Raw genomic sequence first — 23,194 nt, 5'->3', positions numbered from 1 at the left:
ATGCTAGGCTTCGGGGGATTCCCGTATCGGCCCTCTGTGGTTCCTCTTGAGGAGGATGAAGAGGAGCTTGAAGTTTCCCCAACTTCAAAGCTCGCCCTCTACCTCATTGCCCTGTGGGTTGTTCCAATCTTTTCGTTCCTTCTTCTCCGCTGGAGCCTCGTTTATCTCGTGCTCCCCTACCTTACGCTCCTCTCGGTTTCCTACCTGTTCTTCAAGCCGACGGGAAGCGTTGAAATCTGGCGCGTGGTCCATCACAACCGCTTCCTTGAGGGCCAGGAGGTTGAGATTGAGGTTCACGTGAAAACCGACTTCAGGATTGACTACTTTTACGTCCGCGACCTCGTGCCCGACCTTGAGGTGATTGGAAAGCCCGAGAAGGTGTTCTCTCTAAAGCCAGGAGAGGAGGGAGTTCTCAAGTACAAGGTCAGGATGAGGCGCGGGATTCACCGCTTCGAGGGCTTTCGCGTGTCCTACCGCGACCCCTTTGGCTTCTTCTCCTCCGACAGGTTCGTTGACCACTTCACTGAGATAGTTGGAGTTCCAATTCTTTACGATGTTCAGACGCCCTACTCCACCAAGGGAACTAAAATAACGATAGGTCCGCTCCCGTCTCCCCTCATCGGAGGCGGCCTCGAGTTCCACGCGATTAGGGAGTACCAGCCCGGCGACCCGCTCAAGGTCATCAACTGGAAGGCCACAGCGAGAACAGGTAAGATAATGGCCAACGAGTTCGAGAGCGAGAGAAAGGTTGACGTCGTCTTCGTCGTTGACGGCTCAAGGCTGAACGAACCGGTCTTCGACTATCTAATCCGGGCGGCGGCTTCCCTCATGCTCAACGCGCTGAACGACGGCACGAGCTTTGGACTTCTCCTGGCCGAGAGAATTCCCCTGTGGGTTCGCGTTGACTACGGCAAGAGGCACTTCTTCAAGTGCATTGACTTCCTGAGCACTGCGAGGCCCGATAACAACAACTTCATCGCCTACCAGGTTGAGCACCTCGTAAAGACGTCCCTTCCACCGAGGGCCCAGATAATTTACTTCTCGCCCCTTCTGACGGAGGAGAGCAGGAATGCGCTGAAGATTCTCGCCCGCTATGGCTACAACGTTGTCGTGATAAGTCCAAACCCCAACAGTCTCTACGAACCAAAAACGGAGGAAGAAAAGCTCGCGATGGAGCTCGTCCAGCTCAAGAGGAAGGCTGTGCTTAAGAATCTCGCCGGCTACGGCGTTATAATAGACTGGGACGTTAGGAAACCGCTCAAAGCCGCAATCGCGGAGGTGCTCGGCAAATGATTAGGAAGCTTCTCCCCGCGGGGTTGTTTTCCCTCTTCGCGTTCTTCGTTTACATGGATTTTGGCCCAGGTATTGAGCTCATCCTCGTGTTGCCCCTGGCCCTAGTGGCTCCTCTATGGGAGCCAGCCGGGTATCTTTCCCTCGCATTTCTGGGGTTTTTGCTGGTTTATCGCTCGATAGGGGGCTTTGTGGGCATTTTTACGCTAATATTCGCCATCCAGTACGTGGAATCCATCTACCTCGCCAAGAGAAGCGCTCCGGCAGAGCACTACTACGTTCTCTTCGCTGGAACCCTGCTTGCCGTTCCGATTTACTACTTCGCCTACCTGCTGTCCCTCTACACTCCAAGCTTCGTCAACACTGCCCTTGCCGCCATCTTCGTAGTCCTTCTATACGTTCTCTTCTACCTCTTGGTCAGACGCTGATGCTCCAGCTTCCCCTCTTCTTCAAAACCTCCCGCGCCCGCTCAAGGCCAAGCTTCGCGCACTTCTCAAGCGCTTTCCCCTTCACGAGCCCGGCCAGAAAGCCACCCGCGAAGGCATCGCCGGCACCGGTTGGGTCAATTTCCCCCTCAACGGGAAGCGCCGGAAACTCGTGGAAGTCTCCGTCGTAAATCAGGACTCCTTTCTCTCCCCTTGTTATCACAACAAGCTTCGCCCCCCAGGAGTACAGCTCCTCGGCGGATTTCTTCACGTCATCGAGGCCGGTGATTAGCTTCGCCTCCCTCTCGTTTGGAAAAACTGCGTAACTCATAGATACGAGCTCCCTCACGAGGTCGGGCTTTCTCCGGTAGTCCTCGTAGTATGTCGGGTTGAAGTCGAGGCTCACATTCTTCCCTTCCAGCCTCTCAAGGACCTTCAACTGCTCCTCGGGCGGAATCGGGGCCACGTGAAAGATTTTTGCCTTAAGGTACTCCTCAGGAATCGGCGTCTCACCCATTCTCTCCGCAACGCCCATCTCGACCGGCGACTCGACGCTTCCGTCGGGTTTGTAGATAACCCAGATGTGAATCGTCTTCCCGGGCAGGATTTGAACTCCCCTGATGTCAACGTATTGAGCTAATTTTTCAAGCCATCCCCGCGGAAAATCCTCGCCGACTTTCGTGACGAGACCAACTTTAGCGCCGGCCAGAGAGGCTGAAGTCGCTACAGCCGCCGCGGCCCCGCCGGGCATTTCAATTTTCCTCCCGTCCGGGAAAACTATCGTGTCTATCGAAACGTGACCGAGGACGACGAGCTCGACCATTCTATCACCCCTGACCTTGATTGGAGTCGTTACGTTGTCTTGGGTTTTAAGCCAAACGGTGGAGTTGGATGAGTGGTAAGCGGTTACTACCCAATTAAATGGACAAAATATAAAACGTATTGAGTTGTCTATTGAGATTTAGTGTAACCAAAAGCTTTTTAGGAGCTTTGATTATTTTGTCAATGGCTTGTGTGAAATCCGAGGAGCCACGTGAGATTCGGTGGGGGGCATGTCAAAAGTTATTCCCAACGTGGTCTTGGTAATCTCTGTGCTCTCACTGCTTTTTCTCCCGGCCGTCTCAGCCGATTGCTCGCCGTACAAAATTTATTCCGTGGATTCAATCAGCATTATCAACGGCTGGCTTCTCCTTGGAATCGGAGAGAACACGTACACCTGCGAAATGATAGCGGGGGAGTGGATGCCTAGACCGTCGTGTGCGGTGGATGAGTACTACATCCTTACCGACGGGAGCAAGGCCGTCTTTCTTGGGGGCACTGACATCGGCCGGGAAACCTTCCTCGGTTTTGTGAACGGAACGCTCTACGTTCTAACCGTCAACAGGGCTCACGTCCCGTACAAAAACGTGACAATCACAATTGAAGGTGTGTCCCACAACTTCACGCTCCTCAAGAACGTGACCGTGAAAGCGCTCTACCGGTTCAATGGGGCTTGTTTTGAAAACGTTTCAGCTTGTAAAATCGTCTCGTATCCCAACGGGACAAAGATAGACACCTGCAATGGGTCCGTCTGGAACGTCTCCAACTACAAAATCCCCGGCGGTTCCTTAACCGGCGTCCCCGTGAGGATTGAGAATGGAACGGTTCACTTCAGGTTGGGAAGAAGTTACTCCCTTGCGCTCCCGGAAGGAGTCAATGCTTCGGTTCTGAAGCTGGAAGCGTTTAAGGCAAAGCACGGCGTCATCTTGGTTAACATGGGGGTAATCAAAGTCCTCGCAGGGGAAGGTGTTGAGGACATCCCCGTACTTTTTGTTGCAGATAACAAAACCGTCCGTTCACCTAAATTCATGGATTTGGAAAAGTTTGTCTGCGCCAAAGGTAGTGCGAATACTACCAATTCAACTGCTAACTCCGTGGTTGAGAATAGGGGCAAAAAGAGCATCTGTGGGCCTGCTTTCCTTGTCCTACTTGGGACAACTGCTCTCTTTGCAGAAAAAACAGTGAGGAGAGTGAGAAAATGTCCCGAATAATGATTGGTTTCCTTATTTTCATCCTTTCAATGTCAATAGTTCCATTTCACGGTGTCTCTGCCTCCAGCACTCAAACCTTCCAGGCCTATCAAATCACCATCGAGGGACTTGAACCCCACAGTATTGGAATTTTGCCATACTTCATTATCATGGTGAAACCCTACTGGCTGGTGAATGGTTCGTCCCCCGGCGAATACCGCCTTCTTTACACCGCGTACCCATCGTTCAATAACATTACCAACTGGACCTTCCAGTACGTGAACCTCACGAACCTCTCCGGAGTAACTCACAGGCTCGGAAACGTAACGCTCCCATGGCCAACGAACGACTTTACCCTCTTCTCTTACGACGGCGCTCCAATCATTCACTGGCAGGCGGAAAACGGCACAGCCTACGATTATCTAACCTGTAATTATGCAGTACCCGTGGTCATCACTCACTACACCAAGAATTCCCAGATGGTTAGACACTTAGAGGGGAACTACGTGGTTTTCAACGGCTCAAACACAACCCTCAAGATTCCAGCGGAGGAACTCTTAAAATACTACCCGGAGCAGTTCTTAAAGAACCTTGGGGGAGTCATTTACAGGGATGTGGTTTACATCTGGAACTCAACAACGGCCTCATACATGGTAATTCACAGAAAAGCCTTCCTAATTTATCCCTTGCGTTTGAGCTACTGGAAAGCCAACGGAAAAGTTTACGCAGGCGTTAACTTTTCGAAGGGTGCCGAGTTATGGGCCAACCAGTCAATCCCAATCCTCCTCTACTCGAAGGGAAAGCTAAAACCCCTCGTGGACGTTTTGAGGCTGATTACTCCTCAGGGAGACCCACTGAGAAACCTTGAAAACCCTGTAATCGCAATGACGCCCCAAAGGTGGATAACACCCCTACCAGCCCATAAGTTTTTCTTCAAGTTTTTTGGCGGTGGGTATTCACGTTACATCTCGCTCCATTACTCCCTCATCTCAAATGGAACCTCAACGGTTTTAATTGCCACAATGAAAGAGCCCGGGTGGATTCCCTATTATTATCCTTATCTTGTCGTGAGCGGTGTTCCCAAGTTCTTCAACCTTTCTCCAACGTGGACAAACTCTCACGAGCCTTGGGAACTCCACGAGTTCCGGTTTAGTGTTTGGGGGGACATTATGAGCTCCTCTTGAGAGAGCTACCACCCATCCTAAACACTACGCGCGTTTATCTTCTCAACGGAACCTGTTGGCAGTCAATCGAGAGCTTTCACGCTTCCAATGGTTCTGTCGCAAGGGGTGTTGTTGAAAGCGACTATATGGTCTTCCGCTTTAACGACACGACCCTTAGAATTCCGTTAAATGAATTAGCGAATTATTACCAGCCAAAGGTTTGGGAGTGGAAGTTAGCCGCGGCAAAAGACGGGGACGGCTACTTAATAATTCCCACCGCAGGATTTGACTACGGGAACTGTTACTACGCCTGTGGACCCAGTTTTGGAATAATTCTCGGCCCGGGAAACTACCTCCTTCCAGTTGACAATTCTTCCGGTGTTTACGCTCTTTATTACGTGAACGGGAATTTAAAGCTGGCTTTTGACCTGCTCAGGCTTATGAGTCCACAAGGGGATTACATTAGGACCCTTCCCAGTTTCAAGGCTTTACCTAACCCGTACTTCAATTCGAGCGTAACCTTTGGGTTGTGCAGTTCCGGGGCACAAAAGTTAGAGCATACGAACACTTCAACGGTGGGAGTTATGGAAACAACTACTCCAACTTCAACAAACACAAAAGAAAAAGCCATCTGCGGGCCGGGCCTCGTCATCATCCTCGCCGTTACCGCGGTTGTCCTCAAACGACTGCGGAAATGGAGTGAGTAAGTTCATTCCAACGGAGCGTTTAGATGTCCATCGAAAAGGTTTAAAAGTTCGGCTTCCAAAATTCTCCGGTGGTGTTTATGGAAAGCGTCTTCCAGAACGAGACGATTAAGGAGATTCTGGCCAAGTACAGGAGGATATGGGCAATCAACCACGCCCAGAGCGTCCTTGGCTGGGACATGGAGGTCAACATGCCCAGGGAGGGAATCCTTGAGAGGAGCGTAGCCCAGGGCGAGCTTTCGGTTCTCAGCCAGGAGTTCCTCCTCAAGCCGGACTTCGTCGAGCTGGTTGAGAAGGCGAAAGGTTTGGAAGACCTCAACGAGTACGAGCGCGGTGTCGTTCGCGTCCTCGACCGCTCGATAAGAATCAGCAAGGCCTTCCCGCCCGAGTTCCTCAGGGAGATGAGCGAGGTCACGAGCCAGGCCACCAAGGCCTGGGAGGAGGCCAAGAAGAGCGACGACTACTCCAAGTTCGAGCCCTGGCTCGATAGGATAATCGATTTGGCGAAGCGCGCCGCTGACTATCTCGGCTACGAGGACGAGCCCTACGATGCCCTGCTCGACCTCTTCGAGGAGGGAACCACCACCAAGGACGTCGAGAGGATGTTCGACAAGCTCGAGAAGGAGCTCAAGCCCCTCCTCGAGAAAATAATGGAGGAAGGCAAGGTTCCCAGGGAGCACCCGCTCGAGAAGGAGAAGTATGAGAGGGAGCAGATGGAGAAGGTCAACCTCTGGATTCTCCAGAAGTTCGGCTTCCCACTCGGCGTCCGCTCCCGCTTGGACGTCTCCGCCCACCCGTTCACGACCGAGTTCGGAATCAGGGACGTGAGGATAACCACGCGCTACGAGGGCTACGACTTCAGGAGGACGATACTGAGCACGGTTCACGAGTTCGGACATGCCCTCTACGAGCTCCAGCAGGACGAGCGCTTCATGTTCAGCCCCATAGCCGGTGGCGTCTCCCTTGGAATCCATGAGAGCCAGAGCAGGTTCTGGGAGAACATCATCGGTAGGAGCAGAGAGTTCGCGGGGCTAATCTACCCCGTCCTGAAGGAGAATCTGCCCTTCATGGCCAACTACACGCCGGAGGACGTCTACCTGTACTTCAACATCGTTCGCCCGGACTTCATTAGGACTGAAGCCGACGTCGTCACCTACAACTTCCACATACTCCTCCGCTTCAAGCTTGAGAGGATGATGCTCAACGAGGGCGTTAAGGCGAAGGATTTGCCGGAGCTCTGGAACGAGGAGATGGAGAAGCTCCTTGGAATAAGGCCGAAGACCTACGCCGAGGGAATCCTCCAGGACATCCACTGGGCGCACGGAACGATAGGCTACTTCCCGACCTACAGCATCGGAACGCTCCTCGCGAGCCAGCTCTACTACCATATGAAGAAGGACATCCCGGACTTCGAGGACAAGGTTGCAAGGGCCGAGTTCGAGCCCATCAAGGCCTGGCTGAGGGAGAAGATACACCGCTGGGGAAGCATCTACCCGCCGAAGGAGCTCCTCAGGAAAGCTATCGGCGAGGAGCTGAACCCGGACTACTTCATCAGGTGGGTGAAGGAGAGGTATCTGTGATTTACGGCCCTGTCTCCCTTATCTTTCTTTACAGGATAACAGGATAAAAGAAAAAGGCCGTATCAGCTCTTATCGGCAGAGTCTATGCAGAGTTCCGTCTTCGGGTCGCAAATTCCGGAGGATTTTCCGTCCGTCACCGTAACTAAAAGCATTGGGACATCAACGTGACGATAATCAGTTGTGTTTACCTTCATCATGTACACCAACGCGTAACAATCGCGCTTGGGAATCCCCTTGATGGAGTAAAGAAACCCAGACTGCTCTCCCGAGTAATAGTGGAATCCGAACGTGAGCGATATTGAATTTAGAACCTTGGCAAGGTTCGGGTACCTTGATATGAGACCCGTCTCCTGTAGAGCCCTAGCGATTCTCGGCCCAATCGGAACGGAGAGGCTTGACTCGGAGGTGAACCTCCAACTTGAGTGGCCTCTCATATAAACTATTGTCTTTCTTCTTCCTGAAAATAACCAAATTCTTTGCACCTGGGAGGAGTCAGGAACGTGGTAGTAGTAAGGATCTGAGGAAATGAAGGGGGACCATAACCCTTTCGTTCTCTCAACGAACTTGGGTCCATTAGATGTCTCCTCGACAGTGTATCTGCCTTCGGAGAGAATCTCCAGCGGGTATGTGGCCATTACAGGTAGCTTTGTGAACTTTCCAGTGTAGCGGTCGTAGGCGAGGACGCCAAAAACCACCACTTGATACTTGACATAAAGATTAACGTAACGTGACCAAATCGATCCTTCAGGACGGACGTCATCGGGAGTGCGATAGCCTATGTCAATGCCTTTTCCCTCAAAGTGTTCTCCGAGTTTTTTCGTGTAGACCGTAACAGGTCCAACGTTTAATCCCACCGTCCAGTAGGAGTAAGTAGCCCTATTGAGAAACAGCCACGTTTCAAAGTCGAGTTCCTTGAGAACGTTGTTTTCGACGCGGATTCCGATGAATGATATTGGTTCCGTGATTGTTTTTGATTCAAGGACTTCGACCCAGTTTGTGGGGATATCGTTTGGGACGCAGTATCTTGGCCCCTCGGGAACGTAGCCCTTTGGGCAGGGTTTTGCCGTCATGACAGTTGGCTTGTTGGGGACTTCAAGCGGCTGGAGTACAACTTTGCTCCCCCTGAGGGTGGCGAAGCCGAGTCCCTTATCGTTTACAAATATCATGAGGGGGACTGGCTGTGTTCTGAGGACGTTGTTGTTTTCCGCTGAGAATGCTCTCAGCCATTCCTCCCGGGGGATTTTGATGAGAGTTGGGAGGAGCCCCACTTTCCCGGTTTTTAAGAGTTTGACTGAACCGTTTGGAAGGGGGTAGAAGACGGCGTAGTGCCCGGAGCCTTCGAATTTGTAAAGGTTATACCCGAGGATTTCAATGGTGGTATTCTCATCGGGTAGCCACGCTGTTGCCACAACGATGGATGTAACGCTCCCCGTGAGTAATAACAAGAACAGTAACAGTCCAAGTTTCCGCGGACTCTGCATATAGACACCCCCTCATGATAGTTCAACAAAGATTAACTATTAAGAATCTAAAAAATTTTTGATATTAGTTGTTCATAAATACGCTTTATATTTTTAAAATAATAGTCAAAAAAAGCCGATATTGTTCGCTCGGTAAACCATGAGGGTTTTAACGTTTTCAAACGGGGATGATAATGCTTAAATATGATGCATGCACACAGTGTATTGGTGAGAGCATGGTTAAGACGATAACGATTTCGGACGACGTTTACAACGAACTCGTCCGGATTAAGGGTAAGAAATCCTTCAGCGAGCTGTTTAGGGAGCTTTTGAGGGAAAGAAAGGGTAACGTTGATGCCCTGTGCCATCTGAAAGGAATTCTGAGCGAGGAGGAGTACCGAGAAACAAAGAGAAAGCTCAAGGAGATTGAGGAGGAGTTTGAGAAATGGGGGCGGTTCTTGACACAAACGTGATAATTGAAATCGCTAGGAACAACGAAGAAGTCTTTGAAAAGGTCACAACTTTGGATAACACCTTCTACATAACCGCCATAACAAAGTTTGAGATTCTCATCGGAATGCCCAGGAAGGACGAGCTAATATGGCTTGAAACCCTCATTGAGCTTCCGTTCGACGGGAAATGCGCGGGGATGGCGGCATATCTCCACAAGAAACTGAGGGAAAAAGGGAGCCCCATGTCATTTAGGGACTTGTTCATAGCATCAATTGCGATTGTTAACGGCCTGCCGATAATAACCTTGGACAGCGACTTTGAGGTTTTGAAGGAATTAGGCTTTGAAGTCTATATCATTTAGGCTCACCAATCCACGCAACAGGCTCGACCTCTATCGCGACCACGCCGTACTTCTTCTCCTTCTCCTCGGAATAAAAGCGCCTGTAGACCTTGACGCCCTCCTCAATGCTCTTCACTCCCGGCAGGACGTTCTCAAGGCCCTCTTTCTCCAGCATCTCCCTGAAGGACGAATAAACCCTCAGGTCCTTCACGACGCAGACGAGCTTGTTCTCGAAGACTATCTCGTCGCCCGGCTTTATGGCCTGCCTCTTCTCGTCGTACAGGCGACCCTCAATCCGCTTTTTCCCCTCGGCTATCGCCTTTAGGTACTCCTCCTGAAGGCCCATCTTCCACCTCATGCTCCCACCTCACAGCAACGCCCTAATCAGGCTCGGGCTGACCTTTATGAGCTTTGCGAGGAGCTTGGGCCTCTTGAGTATCGCCTTTGCGGTTCTCAGGTGGTCGTCGAAGTCCGCCTGGGTTTCTATTACCTCCCTCGCCTCTTCACTTCCCAGAACCTCGAAGATTCTCTCTATCGCCTCCTGGTCGAGGCCGAGGAAGAGCTTCCTGAACCTGAGGCCAAAGCTTATCTGCCTCCTCACCCACGAGCAGTAGTTCCAGTAGTTCTCGGGCCTGCCCTCGAGTAAGGCCTTCCTCAGGCCCTCGGCGCAGAGCATCCCGTAGACTATCCCCCCGGCGGTGGTCGGTTTTATCTGAAGGGCGGAATCACCAACGAGTGCCACGTTACCCCGCACCCAGGGCTTCCTCCAGCCGAAGCCGACGGTTCCGGCCTTGAACTCGAGAATCCTCGTGGATTCTAACCTTCTGAGCCGTAAAAACCTGTTCAGGACCTCTATGCTTCCGAAGGTTCCAACCCTGGCCGTCTCGCCATCTATTGGAGCGACCCACGCGAAGAAGTCGGGCGTTATCTCCTTGTTCACCCAGACCTCGACGCTCTTCCTCTCGAACTCGCCAAGAACCTCAACCTCATAACCGCTGAGGAACTCTGCCTTCGTCTTCGTCCCCATAGCCTTCGCCACCGTGCTGTTTACGCCGTCGGCCCCGACGTAGAAGTCCGCCTTTACCTCAAGCGTCTCCCCGAGATGCTGGAGAATAGCTTTCCCGTTCTTGAAACCCTTAAATGTCGTGCTCATCAGGTAATCGGCGCCTCGCTTCATAGCCCTCTTCGCGAGCTCCCGCTCAAGCGTCTTTCTGTCAACGAGGTAAGCCTGAGAGCTCTTCCTCCCAATCGAAAAGCTCTGGATTCGCGAGTAGAAAGTTGCCCCGTAGAGCTCGTTCAGGACGGCTTTTTTTGGCAGTCCGAGCCTCTCGTAGTTCTCGGCTCCGATTATGCCGGTGCAGGCCTTTCCCCCGAAGGAGTTCTTCCTCTCGACGACGGCGACGCTGTAATCCCTCGCGAGAAGGTTAGCGAGATAATTGCCAACGGGCCCGGCACCGATGATTAGGACGTCGTACCTCATCATCACCCCTCGCCCGGAGTAGCTTTTAAACCCTAAAAACCTACCCTTTCCGGTGGTCCCATGAAGGTTCTGGTTACCGGCTTCGAGCCCTTTGGCGGTGAGGAGATAAACCCATCGTGGGAGGCCGTTAAGGCGCTTCCCGACGAGCTCAACGGAGCAACGCTCCTGAAGGTTCAGCTACCGGTTTCGTTCACGAGGGTTCGAGAGATTCTGCCGAGGCTAATCTCCAAGGAGAGGCCCGACATCGTTCTCCTGACCGGCCAGGCCGGCGGAAGGCCGAACGTGACCGTCGAAAGGGTCGCAATAAACGTGATGGACTCCACGATGCCAGACAACGACGGCTTTAAGCCGGAGGACGAGCCGGTATTCGAGGACGCTCCAGATGCTTACTTCGCCACGATACCAATAAAAGCCGTTGTAAAGGCCCTGAGAAAGGCCGGAATCCCAGCCGGCGTTTCCAACACTGCCGGAACCTACGTCTGCAACACCGCGATGTTCACGGCCCTGCACACGATAGCCGTCTCTGGAATGGAAACGAAAGCGGGCTTCATCCACGTGCCTTTCAGCCACGCCCAGGCCCTCGAGAAGCCGAGGTCGTCGATGGCGCAGGAAACGATAAACGAGGCGATAAGGAAAGCGCTGGAGTCACTCCTTGAATAGCTCGTTGAAGTCAATCTCGTAGACGACGGAGCCGTTGAAGCTCTGGGCCTCCTTGAAGCGGGCTATGAGTGAGCTGAAGGTCTCGACGAGGGCTCCCCTTATTTCGCTCATTATCTTCTCCGCGTCCTCTCTCGTGCCTGCCTTGAAGACCTTCTCGGTCAGCTCGTTGAGGCCGAGCTCCTCGCCCCTAATCCTGACCTTGGGGTCAAAGCCGTCTACTATGGCCTTCAGCTCCTCGTCCAGGTCGAGTTCCCTGACCCTGACGATGTACTCCCCGCTCATGATGTCGTACTTTTTGTCAAAGACGAGGCGCATCTTCACCCTATCACCCCGGGGTTGAATATAACTCAAGGGCTAAATAACGGTTTTGGTGAAACCCTAAGTCCCCTCGGCCAAACTATTAAAAAGCCCCCCGCGTCACTTCCGGTGGAGGGTGATGCTCATTCTCATCATCGGCCTTGATGTCATCGGCGAGAACCCGAAGCGCTTCGCGGTCGTGAGCTGGTACAACGGAAAGCTCGAGCGAAAGGGTGAGTTCACGCTCTACAGGTTAATCCGCTTCATCCAGGCGAAGAGGCCCGATATAGTTGCGATAGATAGCGTCACCGAGCTCGGCGACGACCTGAGGAAGTTCCTCCGCGCCCTTCCGCCGGGCACGAAGCTCGTCCAGGTAACGGGAAGGCCCGGTGAGCAGAGAAGCTTACAGAGCCTCGCGAGGGAGCACGGGATAAGAACGACCGACAGGTTCGACCCCTACGAAGAGGCCAAGCTCTCCGCCCTGCTCGCGAGTAAAGGAGTCGGCTACGAGGTTCTGGCCTTTGAAGACGAGGTTATAGTCAAGGTAACCAGGGGCAGGAGCCACGGAAAAGGCGGATGGAGCCAGGACCGCTATCGGAAGCGCGTCCACAACCTCGTCCGCGACAAGGTGAGGGAAATCGAGGACAGGTTGAAGAGGGCGGACATTCCCTTCGACCTCGAGACCGAGGAGAAGGACTACGGCCTGGCGAGGGGCGAGTTCAGAATCTACGCGAGCAGGGAAGAGTTAGCTGGAATCGTGAGACCTATGCGAGGTGGCGACGTCGAGGTCAGGATTTACCCGGTCGAGAGGGCAGAGCTCGGCTTTGCTCCCCTCAAAGGCGAGGAGGCCGTAAGGGAGAGGCGGAGCGTCATAGTTGGCATTGACCCGGGCATAACGGTTGGAATAGCGGTCATAGACCTCAGCGGCAACGTGGTGGCGCTTTACAGCGAGAGGAACATGCCGGTCGGCGAGGTCTTCAGGTTCATAAGCGAGATTGGACACCCGGTCGTTGTGGCGACCGACGTTTCGCCGGCCCCAGGCTTCGTCGAGAAGATAGCCCGTTCCTTCAAGGCTCAGCTTTTCGTCCCGCGGGAGAGCCTCCGAGTCGAGGAGAAGAACGAGCTGTTGAGAAACCTCGGCATCAAGGTTGACGACGACCACCAGCGCGACGCCTTAGCTGCCGCCTACAAGGCTTACCTCAGGCTCAAGCCCAAGCTTGAGCACGTCGAGGCGAAGCTCCGCGAGGCGGGGTTGAGCAAGAGGGCCGACGAGGTGAAGGCCCTTGTAATCCAGGGCTACAACCTCGGCGAGGCGATGCAGAAGGTCGCGAGGCGCGAGAGGCCGAGGGAAGAGGAGCCAGAGGAGCAGGCGAGCGTTGACGTCAGGCCCTACGTGAGGAAAATCCGCGAGCTTGAGGAGAGGATAGCGCTCCTTGAGAGGGAGAACGAGGAGCTCAGGGGCATAATCCGCGAGCAGAGGAGAACCATCGAGAGGCTTGAGCGCAGAATAGCGGACTACGATGAGGAAGTAAGGCGGAAGGTTCTCCGCGAAAGGGAGCTTGAGGCGAAGGTTAAGCGCATAGAGGTTCTTGAAAAACAGCTGAGGGAAGCAAAGGCAGTTATAGAGCGCCTGAGCAGGGATTTGGTCAAGGTCAAGAGGATGAACGTGGTCGAAATCCGCGGTAGCGCGGTTCCGCTGAAAGTGCTGAGAGTCCTCAGCTGGCGCGAGCTCGAGAGGATAGAGCGCGAGATCGGACTTAGGAGGGGCGACGTTCTCTTCGTAATCAACCCAGCTGGAGCCGGAAAGGCCATAGCGGAGGAGCTGGTCGAGAAGGGAATTAAAGCCTTGATAACCGAGAAACCCCTTCCAGGGCCCGTGAAGGAAGTTCTCCGCGAGGCCCACGTGCCATTCTTCACGAGTGAAGAACTCGACGTAAAGCGCGTTGACGAGTTCGCGGTCGTTGAGAGGGAGACGCTGGAGAGGGCCATCGAGGAGTTGTTAGAGCGCTGGAAGAAGGAGGACGAGGAGAGGGAGGCGGAGAAGTTCCTCAAGCTGGTCGAGGAGTACCGGATTGAGCGCATCAAGGAGCTCAAGAGAAAGGCCGAGGAAGAGCTTAGAGGGAGCTGAGAACTTCTTTTAGTGCCCGGAGGTACTTTCCCGTCTCCTCGGCACCTTTCTCTGTTATATTTTTCTTTTTCTTTTAAAAGCCCCGCCCTTTAGGACGGGGATGCAGTAAACTGCTCAACGGCCCTTCAATTAGGAAAGCGATACTCTTTTAAAGCCTAAAATCCATACCATACATTGAAATGAAGAGAACAGTAACAGTAAAACTACAGCCCTCAAAAGAACAGGAGAAAACTCTCAATCAGTTAGCCGATACTGGAGCTAAAGTCTGGAACCGAGTAAACTACTTGAGAAGACAACAATTCTTCGAGGACAAAATCGTGGACTTCAATTCAACCGAGAAAACCGTTTATGAGGAATTTAAACGGGAAATCGGTTCAGCAACCGTCCAGCAGATAGCGAGGAAGAACGCTGAAAGCTGGAGGAGTTTCTTCTCACTCCTTCGAAAAAAGCGTAACGGAGAACTCCCCTCTTGGCTTAAACCAAAACCACCAAACTATCTCAAAGAAGACGGGAGGAGAAAACCCTTAATCGTCCTAAGAAACGACCAATACAAAATTGAAGGAAATAAGCTCATTCTAAAAGGCCTCGGAAAGTTCAAACGCCTTGACATTCAATTCAAGGGTAGAATACACTTGAAGGGGAAGCAGGGTCGCTTAGAAATCACTTATGACCCGGTTAGGAGGAAGTGGTATGCCCACATAAGCCTCACAGTCGAGGAAAAACTTGAAGGCGAAGAATGGGTTAGCGTTCCAAGGCACCCCAAAGGAAGCCTCTCAGCAGGAATTGATTTAGGAGTGAACAATTTGATGGCCGTTTACGTTGAGAATGGAGAAAGCTTTCTCGTGAACGGAAGACTGCTTAAAAGCATTGATTTTTATTGGAGAAGAAAAATTGCCGATTACCAGTCCAAACTCAATAAATCTGGAGCTAAGACGAGTAGGAAACTCAAGAAAATGCATGGGAATGCCAAACTTCAGGCGAAGCACTACATTAACACGGCAGTAAGGCAGACAGTTAAGAAGCTTTACGATTTGGGGGTTTCTAAGATTGTCATTGGCTATCCGAAGGGGATAGCTCGGAATTCTGATAGAGGTAAAAAGCAAAACTTCCTTCTATCCCACGTCTGGCGGTTTAATTACGTTATCAAACGCCTTACAGAGGTTGCGGAAGAGTATGGTATTCAAGTCGTGCTTGTGAATGAGGCTTTCACTTCTAAGACCTGTCCCGTTTGCGGGAAGCTCCACGAAAGGGCGAGGTTTGTCAGAGGTTTGTTTAAGTGTCCCGCGACGGGGCTTGTTTTTAATGCGGACTTGGTTGGAGCGTTTAATATTTTGAAGAGGGCTGTAAAAACCATAACCCCGAATCTGGGCGGTTTGTACGCTCAGAGGAGGGGTAATTGGCCGGAGGCCCGGCCAGAGGGGTTCGAAGAACCCGTTCCAACGGGTTCCTTAATGAGAACCCCTCAAACCTCCCCGCCAACGGCGAGAGGTTAACCCTCCAAAGCGGGGAGGAGGTCAGCCTTCCAAGCCTTTTGAGGCTCTTCCAGATTTTTCCGGTGAAAAGCATCGCCAACATGAAGCCCGCCGGCCAGTAAACGAGGTTGAACTTCCAGCTTGGGTTTAGAAGGCCGATTATCACGTAGTACAGGAGCATTATCGATGACCACACCGCAAAGTTCATGGCCCCGTATATTTTCCCCGCGGCTATGAGTCTGCCCTCCACGCGCTCAAGGACACTTTTGAGTTCTTTAACATCCTCCATTCTCACCACCGGTAGGTTATTCGCGCTTAATCTATTTATAACGTGGAGTTTTTCTGAGCTTCAGAACGGTTAAACCGGCAAAGTTCGCTGAGGAGTGCAGGATGAAGGCCGGAACCAGTCCACCGAGCGCGAAGAAGTAGCCCGCCAGAGAGCCGATGACGAAGGCTCCAAGCACGGTATAGGCCTTTTCTCCTTTGCTCCCCTCGACGGCCATCCAGTGGGGCAGGGCGAAGAGAAAAGCGGAAAACAGGATAGCGCTCCAGAAGTGGCCGTGCCTGAGTAAGTAACCTTCCACGAGACCCCTGTTGAAGACCTCCTCACCAAGCGGGGCGAGCAGTAAGAGAAGGGCGAATCCTCCGATGCCCTCAGGCAGAAACTCCGGAACTCCAGTGTCCCTATGGAGCAGGTTGAGAACGAGAGAAACCCCGAATCCGAGGAAAAAAGCCGGAAAAACGAAACTCCATCCCTGGAAGAGACCGAATTTCCCGGGCCCGCCCATGAGCCATATCACCACCGTGGAAATCAGGAGCATCGAGACCTGCATAGCCGGGCTGGCTCTTCTGGAGCTTCTTTTTGCTGTGATAGAGGCCAGCATGGAGGAGGGCACGAAAACGGAGAGCCAGAGAAGGAGTGCGAGGAAGAACTCAACCATCCCCAACTGCCTCCCTCAGGACTCTGAGGACCTCGCTCAGCTCCTCAACTCCCTTCTCCGTCAGCTCGACGAATTTCCTCGGCTTCTTCCCGAATCCGTAGTACGTCCTTACAATCCCGGCATCTTCTAAGGCCTTCAGGTGGAACTCAAGGTTCCCCGCGGTGAGGTTCAGCGCCTTTCTCAGGCCAGCGAAGGTCGCCCTCTCCCTCGACAGCAGGTAGAGGGCTATCGCCAGCCTCGTAGGGTTGCCGAGGGGTGACTTTGAGAGCTTCGCGAGTTCTTCAATCATCTCACTCCCTCATCGCCTTCCTGAGCACCAGGTAAGCGCCGAGTGCGAAGGCCAGCGACAGTACGAGCGTCGCGTATGCGCCCTTAGTAATTGAAACCCTCCCGTACGGAACGCTGAGGAGCAGAATCGTTGCTCCAACAATGGCCTTGTCCCAACCTCCCCGAAGGAAGGCGTAGTCAACGACCGCTAGGGCGAGCATTCCTGAGCCTATCACAAGGAGTGAGGAGAGCCAGACGTCCTCGACAAGAACGCCGGCAATCACAATCACGACCGGCCAGATGAGAGCTTGGGCGAGTAGGTACCTGCGGTTGAGTGGCGTTTTTCTCCCGAGGGCCTTTTCTATCCCCCTTACCTTCTTAGATGCCTTCAGCTCCTCGAAGACGAAGAGCAGTATCGCGAGGGCCGAGAAGATAACCACGAGGGAATTCGCGGACGCCCCCGTGCATGCTGAGAGTATTGATGAAGTCAGATAGACGACCGGGAACGCCACTGCCCAGTAGAGGTAGACTATCGAGTTGTAGGCTTTCCTCGCGAAGTTGAGCTCCCTCTCGATGGCCTTTAGAGCTTCACTGAGTTCCTCCATGCTCCCACCGAGAAAAGTTTGAGTGAACCTTTAAATACCCGCCCGGAAGTTTGGGGCGCAAACTAACCGCCGGCCCTCGCCAGGCGGAGCTTCCCCATGAAGCGCTCGATTTCCGAGGGAGGGCCTTCCAGGAGAACCCTGCTAAGGGTTATCCCGTTCCTCTCGAAGGTTTCGAGGAGGATTAAGCTGACCCTCGCCCCGCTTTTTCGCTTTATCTCCTCCAGCTCCTCAAAGGGAACGGCCGTCTCGATAATCAAGGAGGAACCTCCACAGAGGGATTACCTCGATTCCGTCTATTCTCTTTTCAACGTCCCACGTTATCAACCTGGCGTTCTTCCATCTAAATGTTCTCTTTGCCTTTTTCAGTGCCTTAAGCTCCCGCTCCATCGTTTCAGGACTTGAAACGTCGTAGCTGACCTGAATGAGCGTTTCCTCTTCAGGCAGGACGAAATCAGCCTCCCAGTTTTCGCCGAGGGCGTAGTTTACATCTTTGCCCCTCCTCAGGAGTTCGATAAAGACTGCGTTCTCCATTAGCCTGCCGATGTCGTCGCTGAACTTTACGCTCAGGAAGGCTAGAAAAGCTGTGTCAACGAAGTATATCTTCTTCGGGTGCTGGATTCTGAGCTTCACCTTTGGCGAGAAAACCTCGACCGGGAAGGCAAAGTAGCACTCGTTCAGGTAGCGGAGGTAGTTGGCCAAAGTCGCCTTGCTGACCGAGTAGCCGAGGCTTCTCATAGTTCTCTCGGCCCTGCTCAGGCTGAAGTACTCCGAGTTGAGGAGTAGCCTTATGAACGCCCTTAGCTCCTCGGGATTTCTGACTTTATAGCGCTCAACGACGTCCAGGGCTATAATCGTGTTGAAGTAGTCCCTGATTATCATGCCCTTTATTCTCCTGTCCTCCGCTAAAACGACCTCAGGAAAACCTCCGTAGATGAGGTACTCCCTCAGAAGGTTCAGGAGCTCGCTTTTCCTCCCGCTGAACTCCGCCCTCTCGGGCACCTCAAAGTTTTTGAAGCGCAGGAACTCGGAAAAGCTCAGGGGAAAGACCTCGAAGGTAAGAGCTCTTCCCCTCAGTGACGTCGGTATCTCCCTGCTCGACAGTTTCGATGATGAACCGCTAAGAAAGAGCCTCACGTCTTCCTTTGAGTCGTGTATTCTCCTCACCCATGAGTCCCATCCGGGGACGTTCTGGACTTCATCGAGGAAGAGATAGAGCCTTTCCTTCTTCCCAAACAGCTCTTCAATGGTGGGTATGAGCTCCGTCAGCGTTTCGGTTTTCTTCTCAAGCCTCTCGTCCTCGAAGTTGATGTAGAAAATATCGTCACGTGGAATTTTCTCAGAAAGTTTGTTTATCAGCTGGAACATCAGGTAGGTCTTGCCCGTCCTTCGACAGCCCGCAAACGTGATGACCTTCCTTGGCTTTTCGGGAATCAGCGAGGGGTCGAAGTCCCTCTCGATTAGCTCGGGCGTCCAGTTCTCCTGCCATTCGACGAGGACTCGCGCGATGTTTTCGTTCATGTTAACTTTTACTCGCTCAACCTTTATAAAGGTTGTTCAATATACTAAACAGGTCTTTATAAATAGCTGTTCAGTTTACTCAACCCTGAACGTCAGCCCCTTCTCCCTCGCCTTCCTCTCGACCTGAAGGCGGAACTGGCAGGCCTTGCATATCTCGCCCGTCGTCGGCTGGCCGCATATCTTACAGCGGTTCAGCTCGCTCGTTCTCTTCGTGTAGGTCTTCGCTATAAGCGGGAAGAGCTTGTCGTAGCTCCTGAGTATCTGGTACTTCGTTCCCGGATGCCTCTCCTCCATCTCGTTGAGCCAGTCGCGGATTTCCGCTCTGAAGGCCTCGACCGCGTAGGGGCACTCGCTAAGGTCAACTTCAATGTTGTTCAGAACCGCGTAGAGGACTATCTCCTTCTCGGGAATCTCGCGGAGGGGCTTTATCCTCGGGACGAGCTCCGGGTGAATTTCCTCGTAGTAGGGGCCCGTTCTTCCCAGTCTCGCTATATCGCCCCGGAGGATGTTCATTATGAACATCTGCACCTCGTCGTCGAGGTTGTGGCCGACGGCCAACTTGTCCGCCCCGACGTCCTTGGCCGCGTAGTTGAGGAGCCAGCGCCTCCAGACGCCGCAGTAGGAGCAGGCACCAACCCTTTCCTTCTTCTCGAAGCTCCCCATTATCTCAACCGTCTCGTCGAGGGTGAAGCCGATGTATTCCTTGAAGGAATAAACGCGGTGCTCTATTCCGAGCTTCTTCGCGTTCCTCTTCGCTATCTCAACGCTTGGAGGCCGGTAACCGGCTATGCCCTCGTCAATCGTTATCGCGACGAGTTCAAACGGAAACTTCTCGCGGAGTTTAGCCAGGAGATGCATTAGAACGACGCTGTCCTTTCCTCCGCTGACCCCGACCGCTATTCGCTCGCCCTTCTCGATGAGGCGGTACTTCTTCACGGTCTCCTTGAACTTCTTCTCGACCATCTCGTTGAAGTGCTTGTGACAGTAGTATCTGCCAGTGTAGCGCGCGTGGTAGACCGCTGGACGACCGCACTTGGAGCAGACCGCTGGCATGGGTTGCCCTAAGAAAAGGTTTTTAAAAAGGTTGGGTGCCCATTCAATTGGGAATGGTTATGGGGTATAAGGTTTTTAGGACTGGTGTTGGTGCCCTTGACGAGATGCTCGGTGGGGGTATAATCGAGGACGGAATTCTTCTCATCGTCTACAACACGGGTTCTTATGGCTGGGCGCTTGGAGTGGAGGTTTTCAAAGCCTTCCTCTCTAGGGGCTGGTACGGGGTTGTAACGGATTACTCCCTGCCATACAGTATCCTTAGAAAATACGCCACTGCCGTTCGCTTTGCCCTTCAGACCCTTGGCAGGGAAGACCGCCTGGCCGTCGTTGACGTCTTTGGCTCCGTTAACGGTATCCAGCCGAGGGAGCCTTTTGTCTATACGTTGGGGAGGGTTGATGGGAGCACATTCCTTCCGAAGATTCTTGCAATCTACAAGAAGCTGATTGAGGGAAGGCCGAGGAGAATAGGCCTCGCCGTTACGATGGACGGTTTTGTTGAAGTCTTCGGCGAGGACACCGGAATGAGGATTCTGAAGAAGAACATGGCCCTGAAAGAGAGCTATCCTCGCTCTGAGGGGGAGGAGGTTCTCAACGTTTTCCTCATAAACAGGGACAGAGTCTCCCCGAGGTTCCTCTCGTGGCTCTCACAGTACGCGGAGCACATAGTCGAGCTCAGGCCAACCGAGAGACCCGGCGTTGAGAACATGCACGTTGTTAAGTCCCTGCTCCCGGACTTTGAGCCATCAACCGGAATCTTCAGGTTCAAAAAGGGAAGGGTGGAAATCCTGCCTACTTCGCGAGATTGAGTATCGCCGGCAGGACGTTCAGGGCCAGAAGGAACAGGCCGATTCCTATCGTTGCGTACCGTATAGGCTTGGCAACCCGCTCTGGTAAGTACTCCTTTATCACGTCGTCGAGCATTCTTCCTCCGTCCAGCGGAACCAGCGGAAAGAGGTTCATGAGGCCTATTCCTATGTTGAGGAGGTAAATCCAGTAGAGGGAGAAGAACAGCGGCAAGATTATTCCGTCGTGCCCCACCTTGGAGGTAACGTGCTGGTTTGGACGTATCCCTATGAAGCCCTTTCCAGGGTTGTCCGGGTTTTCCGCGAGGGTTAGCTTAAGGTTCAGCTCCTTTCCACCCCTCAGAACCGTGAGCGCTACCGTTTCGCCGGGCTTCGTCTTGTTCATTAGGGCTATGAACTCGTCCATGGTTTTGACGCTCTGGCCGTTTATCGCGATTATTACATCTCCCTTGTGGAGAACTCCGTCGGCGGGGGCGCCTTTTATGACATCCCCTACCTCTATGCCGTTCGGCACGAGAAGGGGAGTTATCGCGTAGCTCAGAATGAGCGCCGTAATAATTGCCGTCACGACGTTCGCCATTGAGCCGGCTCCGTAAACACGGAGCCTAGAGCGTAAGGGGGCCTTCGATAGCTTTTCCTCGTCGGGCTCGACGAAGGCACCGGGAATCACCGCGAGGAGAACCAGACCAACGGACTTCAGCGGGAGCTTCTCTGCCCTCGCGACGACGCCGTGGCTGAGCTCGTGCACAACCATAACGACTGCGAGGCCGATTAGTCCGTACCAGAGGGGGATTGTAACGCCAGGAATCACGAGCTGAACTCCGGAGGGGCTTGTTTTGGTCTTGAGGGTCTCAACCGCGGTCTTGAGGAGTGCGTAGAAGACGAAGGCCATGCCCATGTAGCCGAGGGCTATTCCTATGTCGCCGTAGACCTTCCAGAAACGTCTATTAACTCTGGAAAGCCGGTCTATAAAGCCGAGGAGTCTCTTGGTTCTCCACATAGCCACGAGGAAGTCAACGCTCAGCCCTTCTTCCTTCTCGATGGGCTCTCCCGTTTCGGGGTCTATCTCCTTCTTCCCGAACAGGGAGTAGAGAACGAGCCAGAACGCAGTGAGTGCGACTACTACGATGACCGCGGTGCTCACCATGGTTCAACACCCTTTTTCCGCTGGGCTAACTTCATTAGATGGTCTTATAAACGTTAGCGGACAACCATGTGGCGATGGAGAGCCTCAGGATAGCCTTCGTCTACGACGTCATCTATCCCTGGGTCAAGGGAGGGGTTGAGAAACGGATTTACGAGCTCGCGGTCAGGTTAGCCCGGTTTCATGAGGTCCACGTCTACGGCTACAAACACTGGGAAGGAAAAGATGAAATCGAGCGGGATGGGATTCACTACCACGGTACCGTTCGCGTTGGCAACCTGTACTCGGGAGGGAGGCGTTCAATCCTTCCCCCACTGCTCCACTCGCTCTCGCTCGTTTCCCGGCTCAAGGGCGAGCGCTTCGACGTCATAGACTGCCAGGCGAGCCCTTACCTCCCAGCTTATTCGCTCAGGGTTCTCAAGGAGGAGAACGTCTTCATAACCTGGCATGAGTTCTGGGGAGACTACTGGCTCGACTACCTCGGATGGGCTGGTTTAATCGGGAGAGCCACTGAGAGGGGCCTGTTCTCCTTCGAGAGGCACATCTCGGTCTCCCAAAAGACAAGGCTCGACCTCTTAAACGCTGGCCTCAGGAAGCCCGTTTATCTCGTTCCCAACGGCATAGATATTGCTCTTATTCGCTCGGTGAAGCCGTCGTCGCTGGAATCGGATTTTCTCTTCGTCGGCAGGCTTATCCCGGAGAAGGGGGTTGACTTCTTCCTGCGCTCCTTAGCTTTACTCAGGCGCGAGTTCCCGGACTTCAGGGCGGTCATAGCCGGCGACGGCCCCGAGAGGAGGAAGCTTGAGAGCCTCGCACGGGAACTGGGAATCGGTGATAACGTCACATTCACGGGCTTTTTGAAGGATTACAGAGACGTCATCGCGCTCATGAAAGCGTCGAGGGTCTTCGCGTTTCCATCCCGGAGGGAGGGGTTTGGAATCGTTGTGATTGAAGCGATGGCGTCCGGTCTGCCCGTTGTTACGGTGAACCATAATATGAATGCTTCAAAAAATCTCATAGTTGAGGGCAAAAATGGATTCATTAGTGCGATTAATGAGAAGGACTTTGCAGAAAAAATCCTAATTGCGTTGGAGAAAAGTAGAAAAATGAGAAGTACTGCTATTAATATCGCAACTAAATATGAGTGGGAAAGGATAGTTAAAAAGCTCGAAAGGTACTACCAGGGCTTCTGAAGTAGAACCCCATATAAATTGCATGCCTTTTGTCGATTTTGGTGAATATTTTGGATAGAAATGTTGGAAGCTTGTGAAATCCACAACCGTATGTATCTACAACCTTAAACCCGCGTAGCTTTGCAATATCTATAAGGGCCGGTAAAGTGAAAGTCTTAACATGGCCATGAGTCTTGACACCTTTTAGAAAGTTTCCTACTTGGATTTCA

Annotated in this window: 25 protein-coding genes; 13 read left to right on the top strand and 12 right to left on the bottom strand. The window is 52.9% G+C overall.

The features are described from left to right. Both E3E30_RS08530 and E3E30_RS08525 read left to right on the top strand, forming a co-directional pair. Positions 1–1,293, top strand: coding sequence for a DUF58 domain-containing protein (locus E3E30_RS08530; RefSeq protein WP_084606333.1), 1,293 nt, complete (start codon positions 1–3; stop codon positions 1,291–1,293). Next, positions 1,290–1,718: a hypothetical protein gene (locus tag E3E30_RS08525; RefSeq protein WP_167729244.1), complete on the top strand. Its 429-nt coding sequence runs from the start codon at positions 1,290–1,292 to the stop codon at positions 1,716–1,718. The genes E3E30_RS08530 and E3E30_RS08525 overlap by 4 nt, the downstream gene beginning before the upstream one ends. On the opposite strand, the gene E3E30_RS08520 is transcribed toward E3E30_RS08525, so the two are convergent. After that, the gene (locus tag E3E30_RS08520; protein ID WP_167729243.1) at positions 1,708–2,538 is read right to left on the bottom strand and encodes a carbohydrate kinase family protein; all 831 of its coding nucleotides are present in this window, start codon (positions 2,536–2,538) and stop codon (positions 1,708–1,710) included. The two genes, E3E30_RS08525 and E3E30_RS08520, sit on opposite strands and share 11 nt — an antisense overlap. Before the next feature lie 229 nt (positions 2,539–2,767). On the opposite strand from E3E30_RS08520, the gene E3E30_RS08515 reads away from it, so the two are divergent. The 4 genes from E3E30_RS08515 (at position 2,768) to E3E30_RS08500 (ending at position 7,171) form a co-directional block, all read left to right on the top strand. After that, a complete protein-coding gene (locus E3E30_RS08515) occupies positions 2,768–3,745 on the top strand; it encodes a hypothetical protein (RefSeq protein ID WP_167729242.1) in 978 nt (325 codons plus the stop codon). Continuing rightward, a complete protein-coding gene (locus tag E3E30_RS08510) occupies positions 3,733–4,908 on the top strand; it encodes a hypothetical protein (protein ID WP_167729241.1) in 1,176 nt (391 codons plus the stop codon). Before E3E30_RS08515 ends, E3E30_RS08510 begins: the two co-directional genes overlap by 13 nt. A gap of 125 nt (positions 4,909–5,033) precedes the next feature. Next, positions 5,034–5,594 (top strand): CGP-CTERM sorting domain-containing protein, encoded by a 561-nt coding sequence (locus E3E30_RS08505; protein ID WP_167729240.1) that lies wholly within the window; start codon positions 5,034–5,036, stop codon positions 5,592–5,594. A 77-nt stretch (positions 5,595–5,671) separates the two neighbouring features. Further along, on the top strand, positions 5,672–7,171 hold the full coding sequence (locus tag E3E30_RS08500; RefSeq protein ID WP_167729391.1) for a carboxypeptidase M32: 1,500 nt from the start codon (positions 5,672–5,674) through the stop codon (positions 7,169–7,171). Between the two features lie 62 nt (positions 7,172–7,233). Here the strand turns inward: E3E30_RS08500 and E3E30_RS08495 are convergent, their stop codons facing one another. Continuing rightward, positions 7,234–8,652, bottom strand: coding sequence for a hypothetical protein (locus tag E3E30_RS08495; RefSeq protein WP_167729239.1), 1,419 nt, complete (start codon positions 8,650–8,652; stop codon positions 7,234–7,236). Positions 8,653–8,867: 215 nt separating this feature from the next. Here E3E30_RS08495 and E3E30_RS08490 point away from each other — a divergent pair, with 215 nt between their 5' ends. Next, on the top strand, positions 8,868–9,104 hold the full coding sequence (locus tag E3E30_RS08490) for an antitoxin VapB family protein (protein WP_167729238.1): 237 nt from the start codon (positions 8,868–8,870) through the stop codon (positions 9,102–9,104). Continuing rightward, positions 9,077–9,445: a type II toxin-antitoxin system VapC family toxin gene (locus E3E30_RS08485; protein WP_167729237.1), complete on the top strand. Its 369-nt coding sequence runs from the start codon at positions 9,077–9,079 to the stop codon at positions 9,443–9,445. The genes E3E30_RS08490 and E3E30_RS08485 overlap by 28 nt, the downstream gene beginning before the upstream one ends. Here E3E30_RS08485 and E3E30_RS08480 read toward each other — a convergent pair. Both E3E30_RS08480 and E3E30_RS08475 read right to left on the bottom strand, forming a co-directional pair. After that, a complete protein-coding gene (locus E3E30_RS08480) occupies positions 9,438–9,782 on the bottom strand; it encodes an ASCH domain-containing protein (RefSeq protein WP_167729236.1) in 345 nt (114 codons plus the stop codon). The genes E3E30_RS08485 and E3E30_RS08480 overlap by 8 nt on opposite strands. A gap of 9 nt (positions 9,783–9,791) precedes the next feature. Next, positions 9,792–10,904, bottom strand: coding sequence for an NAD(P)/FAD-dependent oxidoreductase (locus tag E3E30_RS08475; protein WP_167729235.1), 1,113 nt, complete (start codon positions 10,902–10,904; stop codon positions 9,792–9,794). 60 nt (positions 10,905–10,964) lie between these two features. Between E3E30_RS08475 and pcp the strand changes: the two genes are divergently transcribed. Then, a complete protein-coding gene (pcp, locus tag E3E30_RS08470; protein WP_167729234.1) occupies positions 10,965–11,564 on the top strand; it encodes a pyroglutamyl-peptidase I in 600 nt (199 codons plus the stop codon). On the opposite strand, the gene E3E30_RS08465 is transcribed toward pcp, so the two are convergent. Continuing rightward, positions 11,550–11,879, bottom strand: a complete 330-nt coding sequence (locus E3E30_RS08465; RefSeq protein ID WP_206205140.1) for a hypothetical protein — start codon at positions 11,877–11,879, stop codon at positions 11,550–11,552. The two genes, pcp and E3E30_RS08465, sit on opposite strands and share 15 nt — an antisense overlap. A gap of 121 nt (positions 11,880–12,000) precedes the next feature. Here E3E30_RS08465 and E3E30_RS08460 point away from each other — a divergent pair, with 121 nt between their 5' ends. Both E3E30_RS08460 and E3E30_RS08455 read left to right on the top strand, forming a co-directional pair. Beyond that, positions 12,001–13,989 carry a DUF460 domain-containing protein gene (locus E3E30_RS08460; RefSeq protein WP_167729233.1) on the top strand — a complete coding sequence of 663 codons (1,989 nt, stop codon included), beginning with the start codon at positions 12,001–12,003 and terminating at the stop codon, positions 13,987–13,989. A 179-nt stretch (positions 13,990–14,168) separates the two neighbouring features. After that, the gene (locus tag E3E30_RS08455) at positions 14,169–15,482 is read left to right on the top strand and encodes an RNA-guided endonuclease TnpB family protein (protein ID WP_167729232.1); all 1,314 of its coding nucleotides are present in this window, start codon (positions 14,169–14,171) and stop codon (positions 15,480–15,482) included. A gap of 299 nt (positions 15,483–15,781) precedes the next feature. Here the strand turns inward: E3E30_RS08455 and E3E30_RS08450 are convergent, their stop codons facing one another. From E3E30_RS08450 to E3E30_RS08425, 6 genes are all read right to left on the bottom strand, one after another. Next, positions 15,782–16,402: a CPBP family intramembrane glutamic endopeptidase gene (locus E3E30_RS08450; protein ID WP_167729390.1), complete on the bottom strand. Its 621-nt coding sequence runs from the start codon at positions 16,400–16,402 to the stop codon at positions 15,782–15,784. Beyond that, on the bottom strand, positions 16,395–16,691 hold the full coding sequence (locus tag E3E30_RS08445; RefSeq protein ID WP_167729231.1) for a transcriptional regulator: 297 nt from the start codon (positions 16,689–16,691) through the stop codon (positions 16,395–16,397). The genes E3E30_RS08450 and E3E30_RS08445 overlap by 8 nt, the downstream gene beginning before the upstream one ends. A gap of 1 nt (position 16,692) precedes the next feature. Next, positions 16,693–17,274 (bottom strand): hypothetical protein, encoded by a 582-nt coding sequence (locus E3E30_RS08440; protein ID WP_167729230.1) that lies wholly within the window; start codon positions 17,272–17,274, stop codon positions 16,693–16,695. Between the two features lie 62 nt (positions 17,275–17,336). After that, positions 17,337–17,531 (bottom strand): TIGR04140 family protein, encoded by a 195-nt coding sequence (locus E3E30_RS08435; protein WP_167729229.1) that lies wholly within the window; start codon positions 17,529–17,531, stop codon positions 17,337–17,339. After that, positions 17,503–18,792, bottom strand: a complete 1,290-nt coding sequence (locus tag E3E30_RS08430) for an ATP-binding protein (RefSeq protein ID WP_167729228.1) — start codon at positions 18,790–18,792, stop codon at positions 17,503–17,505. The genes E3E30_RS08435 and E3E30_RS08430 overlap by 29 nt, the downstream gene beginning before the upstream one ends. A 75-nt stretch (positions 18,793–18,867) precedes the next feature. Then, positions 18,868–19,845 (bottom strand): TIGR00269 family protein, encoded by a 978-nt coding sequence (locus tag E3E30_RS08425; protein ID WP_167729227.1) that lies wholly within the window; start codon positions 19,843–19,845, stop codon positions 18,868–18,870. Positions 19,846–19,898: 53 nt separating this feature from the next. On the opposite strand from E3E30_RS08425, the gene E3E30_RS08420 reads away from it, so the two are divergent. Further along, positions 19,899–20,651 carry a hypothetical protein gene (locus E3E30_RS08420; RefSeq protein ID WP_167729226.1) on the top strand — a complete coding sequence of 251 codons (753 nt, stop codon included), beginning with the start codon at positions 19,899–19,901 and terminating at the stop codon, positions 20,649–20,651. Here the strand turns inward: E3E30_RS08420 and E3E30_RS08415 are convergent. Further along, the gene (locus tag E3E30_RS08415; RefSeq protein ID WP_167729225.1) at positions 20,635–21,795 is read right to left on the bottom strand and encodes a site-2 protease family protein; all 1,161 of its coding nucleotides are present in this window, start codon (positions 21,793–21,795) and stop codon (positions 20,635–20,637) included. The two genes, E3E30_RS08420 and E3E30_RS08415, sit on opposite strands and share 17 nt — an antisense overlap. A 74-nt stretch (positions 21,796–21,869) precedes the next feature. On the opposite strand from E3E30_RS08415, the gene E3E30_RS08410 reads away from it, so the two are divergent. Continuing rightward, the gene (locus tag E3E30_RS08410; RefSeq protein WP_167729224.1) at positions 21,870–22,985 is read left to right on the top strand and encodes a glycosyltransferase family 4 protein; all 1,116 of its coding nucleotides are present in this window, start codon (positions 21,870–21,872) and stop codon (positions 22,983–22,985) included. Positions 22,986–23,194: the final 209 nt, after the last annotated feature.

Source organism: Thermococcus sp. 9N3 (genome assembly GCF_012027685.1).
Taxonomy (GTDB): domain Archaea; phylum Methanobacteriota_B; class Thermococci; order Thermococcales; family Thermococcaceae; genus Thermococcus; species Thermococcus nautili.
The sequence above is the reverse complement of the archived record's forward strand: the minus strand, read 5'-3'. Positions and strand labels throughout refer to the sequence as shown.

Excerpts from the sequence above, each read along its gene's own strand:
- E3E30_RS08530 (WP_084606333.1), top strand. The coding sequence starts at position 1 with ATGCTAGGCTTCGGGGGATTCCCGTATCGGCCCTCTGTGGTTCCTCTT.
- E3E30_RS08525 (WP_167729244.1), top strand. The coding sequence starts at position 1,290 with ATGATTAGGAAGCTTCTCCCCGCGGGGTTGTTTTCCCTCTTCGCGTTC.
- E3E30_RS08520 (WP_167729243.1), bottom strand. The coding sequence starts at position 2,538 with ATGGTCGAGCTCGTCGTCCTCGGTCACGTTTCGATAGACACGATAGTT.
- E3E30_RS08515 (WP_167729242.1), top strand. The coding sequence starts at position 2,768 with ATGTCAAAAGTTATTCCCAACGTGGTCTTGGTAATCTCTGTGCTCTCA.
- E3E30_RS08510 (WP_167729241.1), top strand. The coding sequence starts at position 3,733 with ATGTCCCGAATAATGATTGGTTTCCTTATTTTCATCCTTTCAATGTCA.
- E3E30_RS08505 (WP_167729240.1), top strand. The coding sequence starts at position 5,034 with ATGGTCTTCCGCTTTAACGACACGACCCTTAGAATTCCGTTAAATGAA.
- E3E30_RS08500 (WP_167729391.1), top strand. The coding sequence starts at position 5,672 with ATGGAAAGCGTCTTCCAGAACGAGACGATTAAGGAGATTCTGGCCAAG.
- E3E30_RS08495 (WP_167729239.1), bottom strand. The coding sequence starts at position 8,652 with ATGCAGAGTCCGCGGAAACTTGGACTGTTACTGTTCTTGTTATTACTC.
- E3E30_RS08490 (WP_167729238.1), top strand. The coding sequence starts at position 8,868 with ATGGTTAAGACGATAACGATTTCGGACGACGTTTACAACGAACTCGTC.
- E3E30_RS08485 (WP_167729237.1), top strand. The coding sequence starts at position 9,077 with ATGGGGGCGGTTCTTGACACAAACGTGATAATTGAAATCGCTAGGAAC.
- E3E30_RS08480 (WP_167729236.1), bottom strand. The coding sequence starts at position 9,782 with ATGAGGTGGAAGATGGGCCTTCAGGAGGAGTACCTAAAGGCGATAGCC.
- E3E30_RS08475 (WP_167729235.1), bottom strand. The coding sequence starts at position 10,904 with ATGAGGTACGACGTCCTAATCATCGGTGCCGGGCCCGTTGGCAATTAT.
- pcp (WP_167729234.1), top strand. The coding sequence starts at position 10,965 with ATGAAGGTTCTGGTTACCGGCTTCGAGCCCTTTGGCGGTGAGGAGATA.
- E3E30_RS08465 (WP_206205140.1), bottom strand. The coding sequence starts at position 11,879 with ATGCGCCTCGTCTTTGACAAAAAGTACGACATCATGAGCGGGGAGTAC.
- E3E30_RS08460 (WP_167729233.1), top strand. The coding sequence starts at position 12,001 with ATGCTCATTCTCATCATCGGCCTTGATGTCATCGGCGAGAACCCGAAG.
- E3E30_RS08455 (WP_167729232.1), top strand. The coding sequence starts at position 14,169 with ATGAAGAGAACAGTAACAGTAAAACTACAGCCCTCAAAAGAACAGGAG.
- E3E30_RS08450 (WP_167729390.1), bottom strand. The coding sequence starts at position 16,402 with ATGGTTGAGTTCTTCCTCGCACTCCTTCTCTGGCTCTCCGTTTTCGTG.
- E3E30_RS08445 (WP_167729231.1), bottom strand. The coding sequence starts at position 16,691 with ATGATTGAAGAACTCGCGAAGCTCTCAAAGTCACCCCTCGGCAACCCT.
- E3E30_RS08440 (WP_167729230.1), bottom strand. The coding sequence starts at position 17,274 with ATGGAGGAACTCAGTGAAGCTCTAAAGGCCATCGAGAGGGAGCTCAAC.
- E3E30_RS08430 (WP_167729228.1), bottom strand. The coding sequence starts at position 18,792 with ATGAACGAAAACATCGCGCGAGTCCTCGTCGAATGGCAGGAGAACTGG.
- E3E30_RS08425 (WP_167729227.1), bottom strand. The coding sequence starts at position 19,845 with ATGCCAGCGGTCTGCTCCAAGTGCGGTCGTCCAGCGGTCTACCACGCG.
- E3E30_RS08420 (WP_167729226.1), top strand. The coding sequence starts at position 19,899 with ATGGTTATGGGGTATAAGGTTTTTAGGACTGGTGTTGGTGCCCTTGAC.
- E3E30_RS08415 (WP_167729225.1), bottom strand. The coding sequence starts at position 21,795 with ATGGTGAGCACCGCGGTCATCGTAGTAGTCGCACTCACTGCGTTCTGG.
- E3E30_RS08410 (WP_167729224.1), top strand. The coding sequence starts at position 21,870 with ATGGAGAGCCTCAGGATAGCCTTCGTCTACGACGTCATCTATCCCTGG.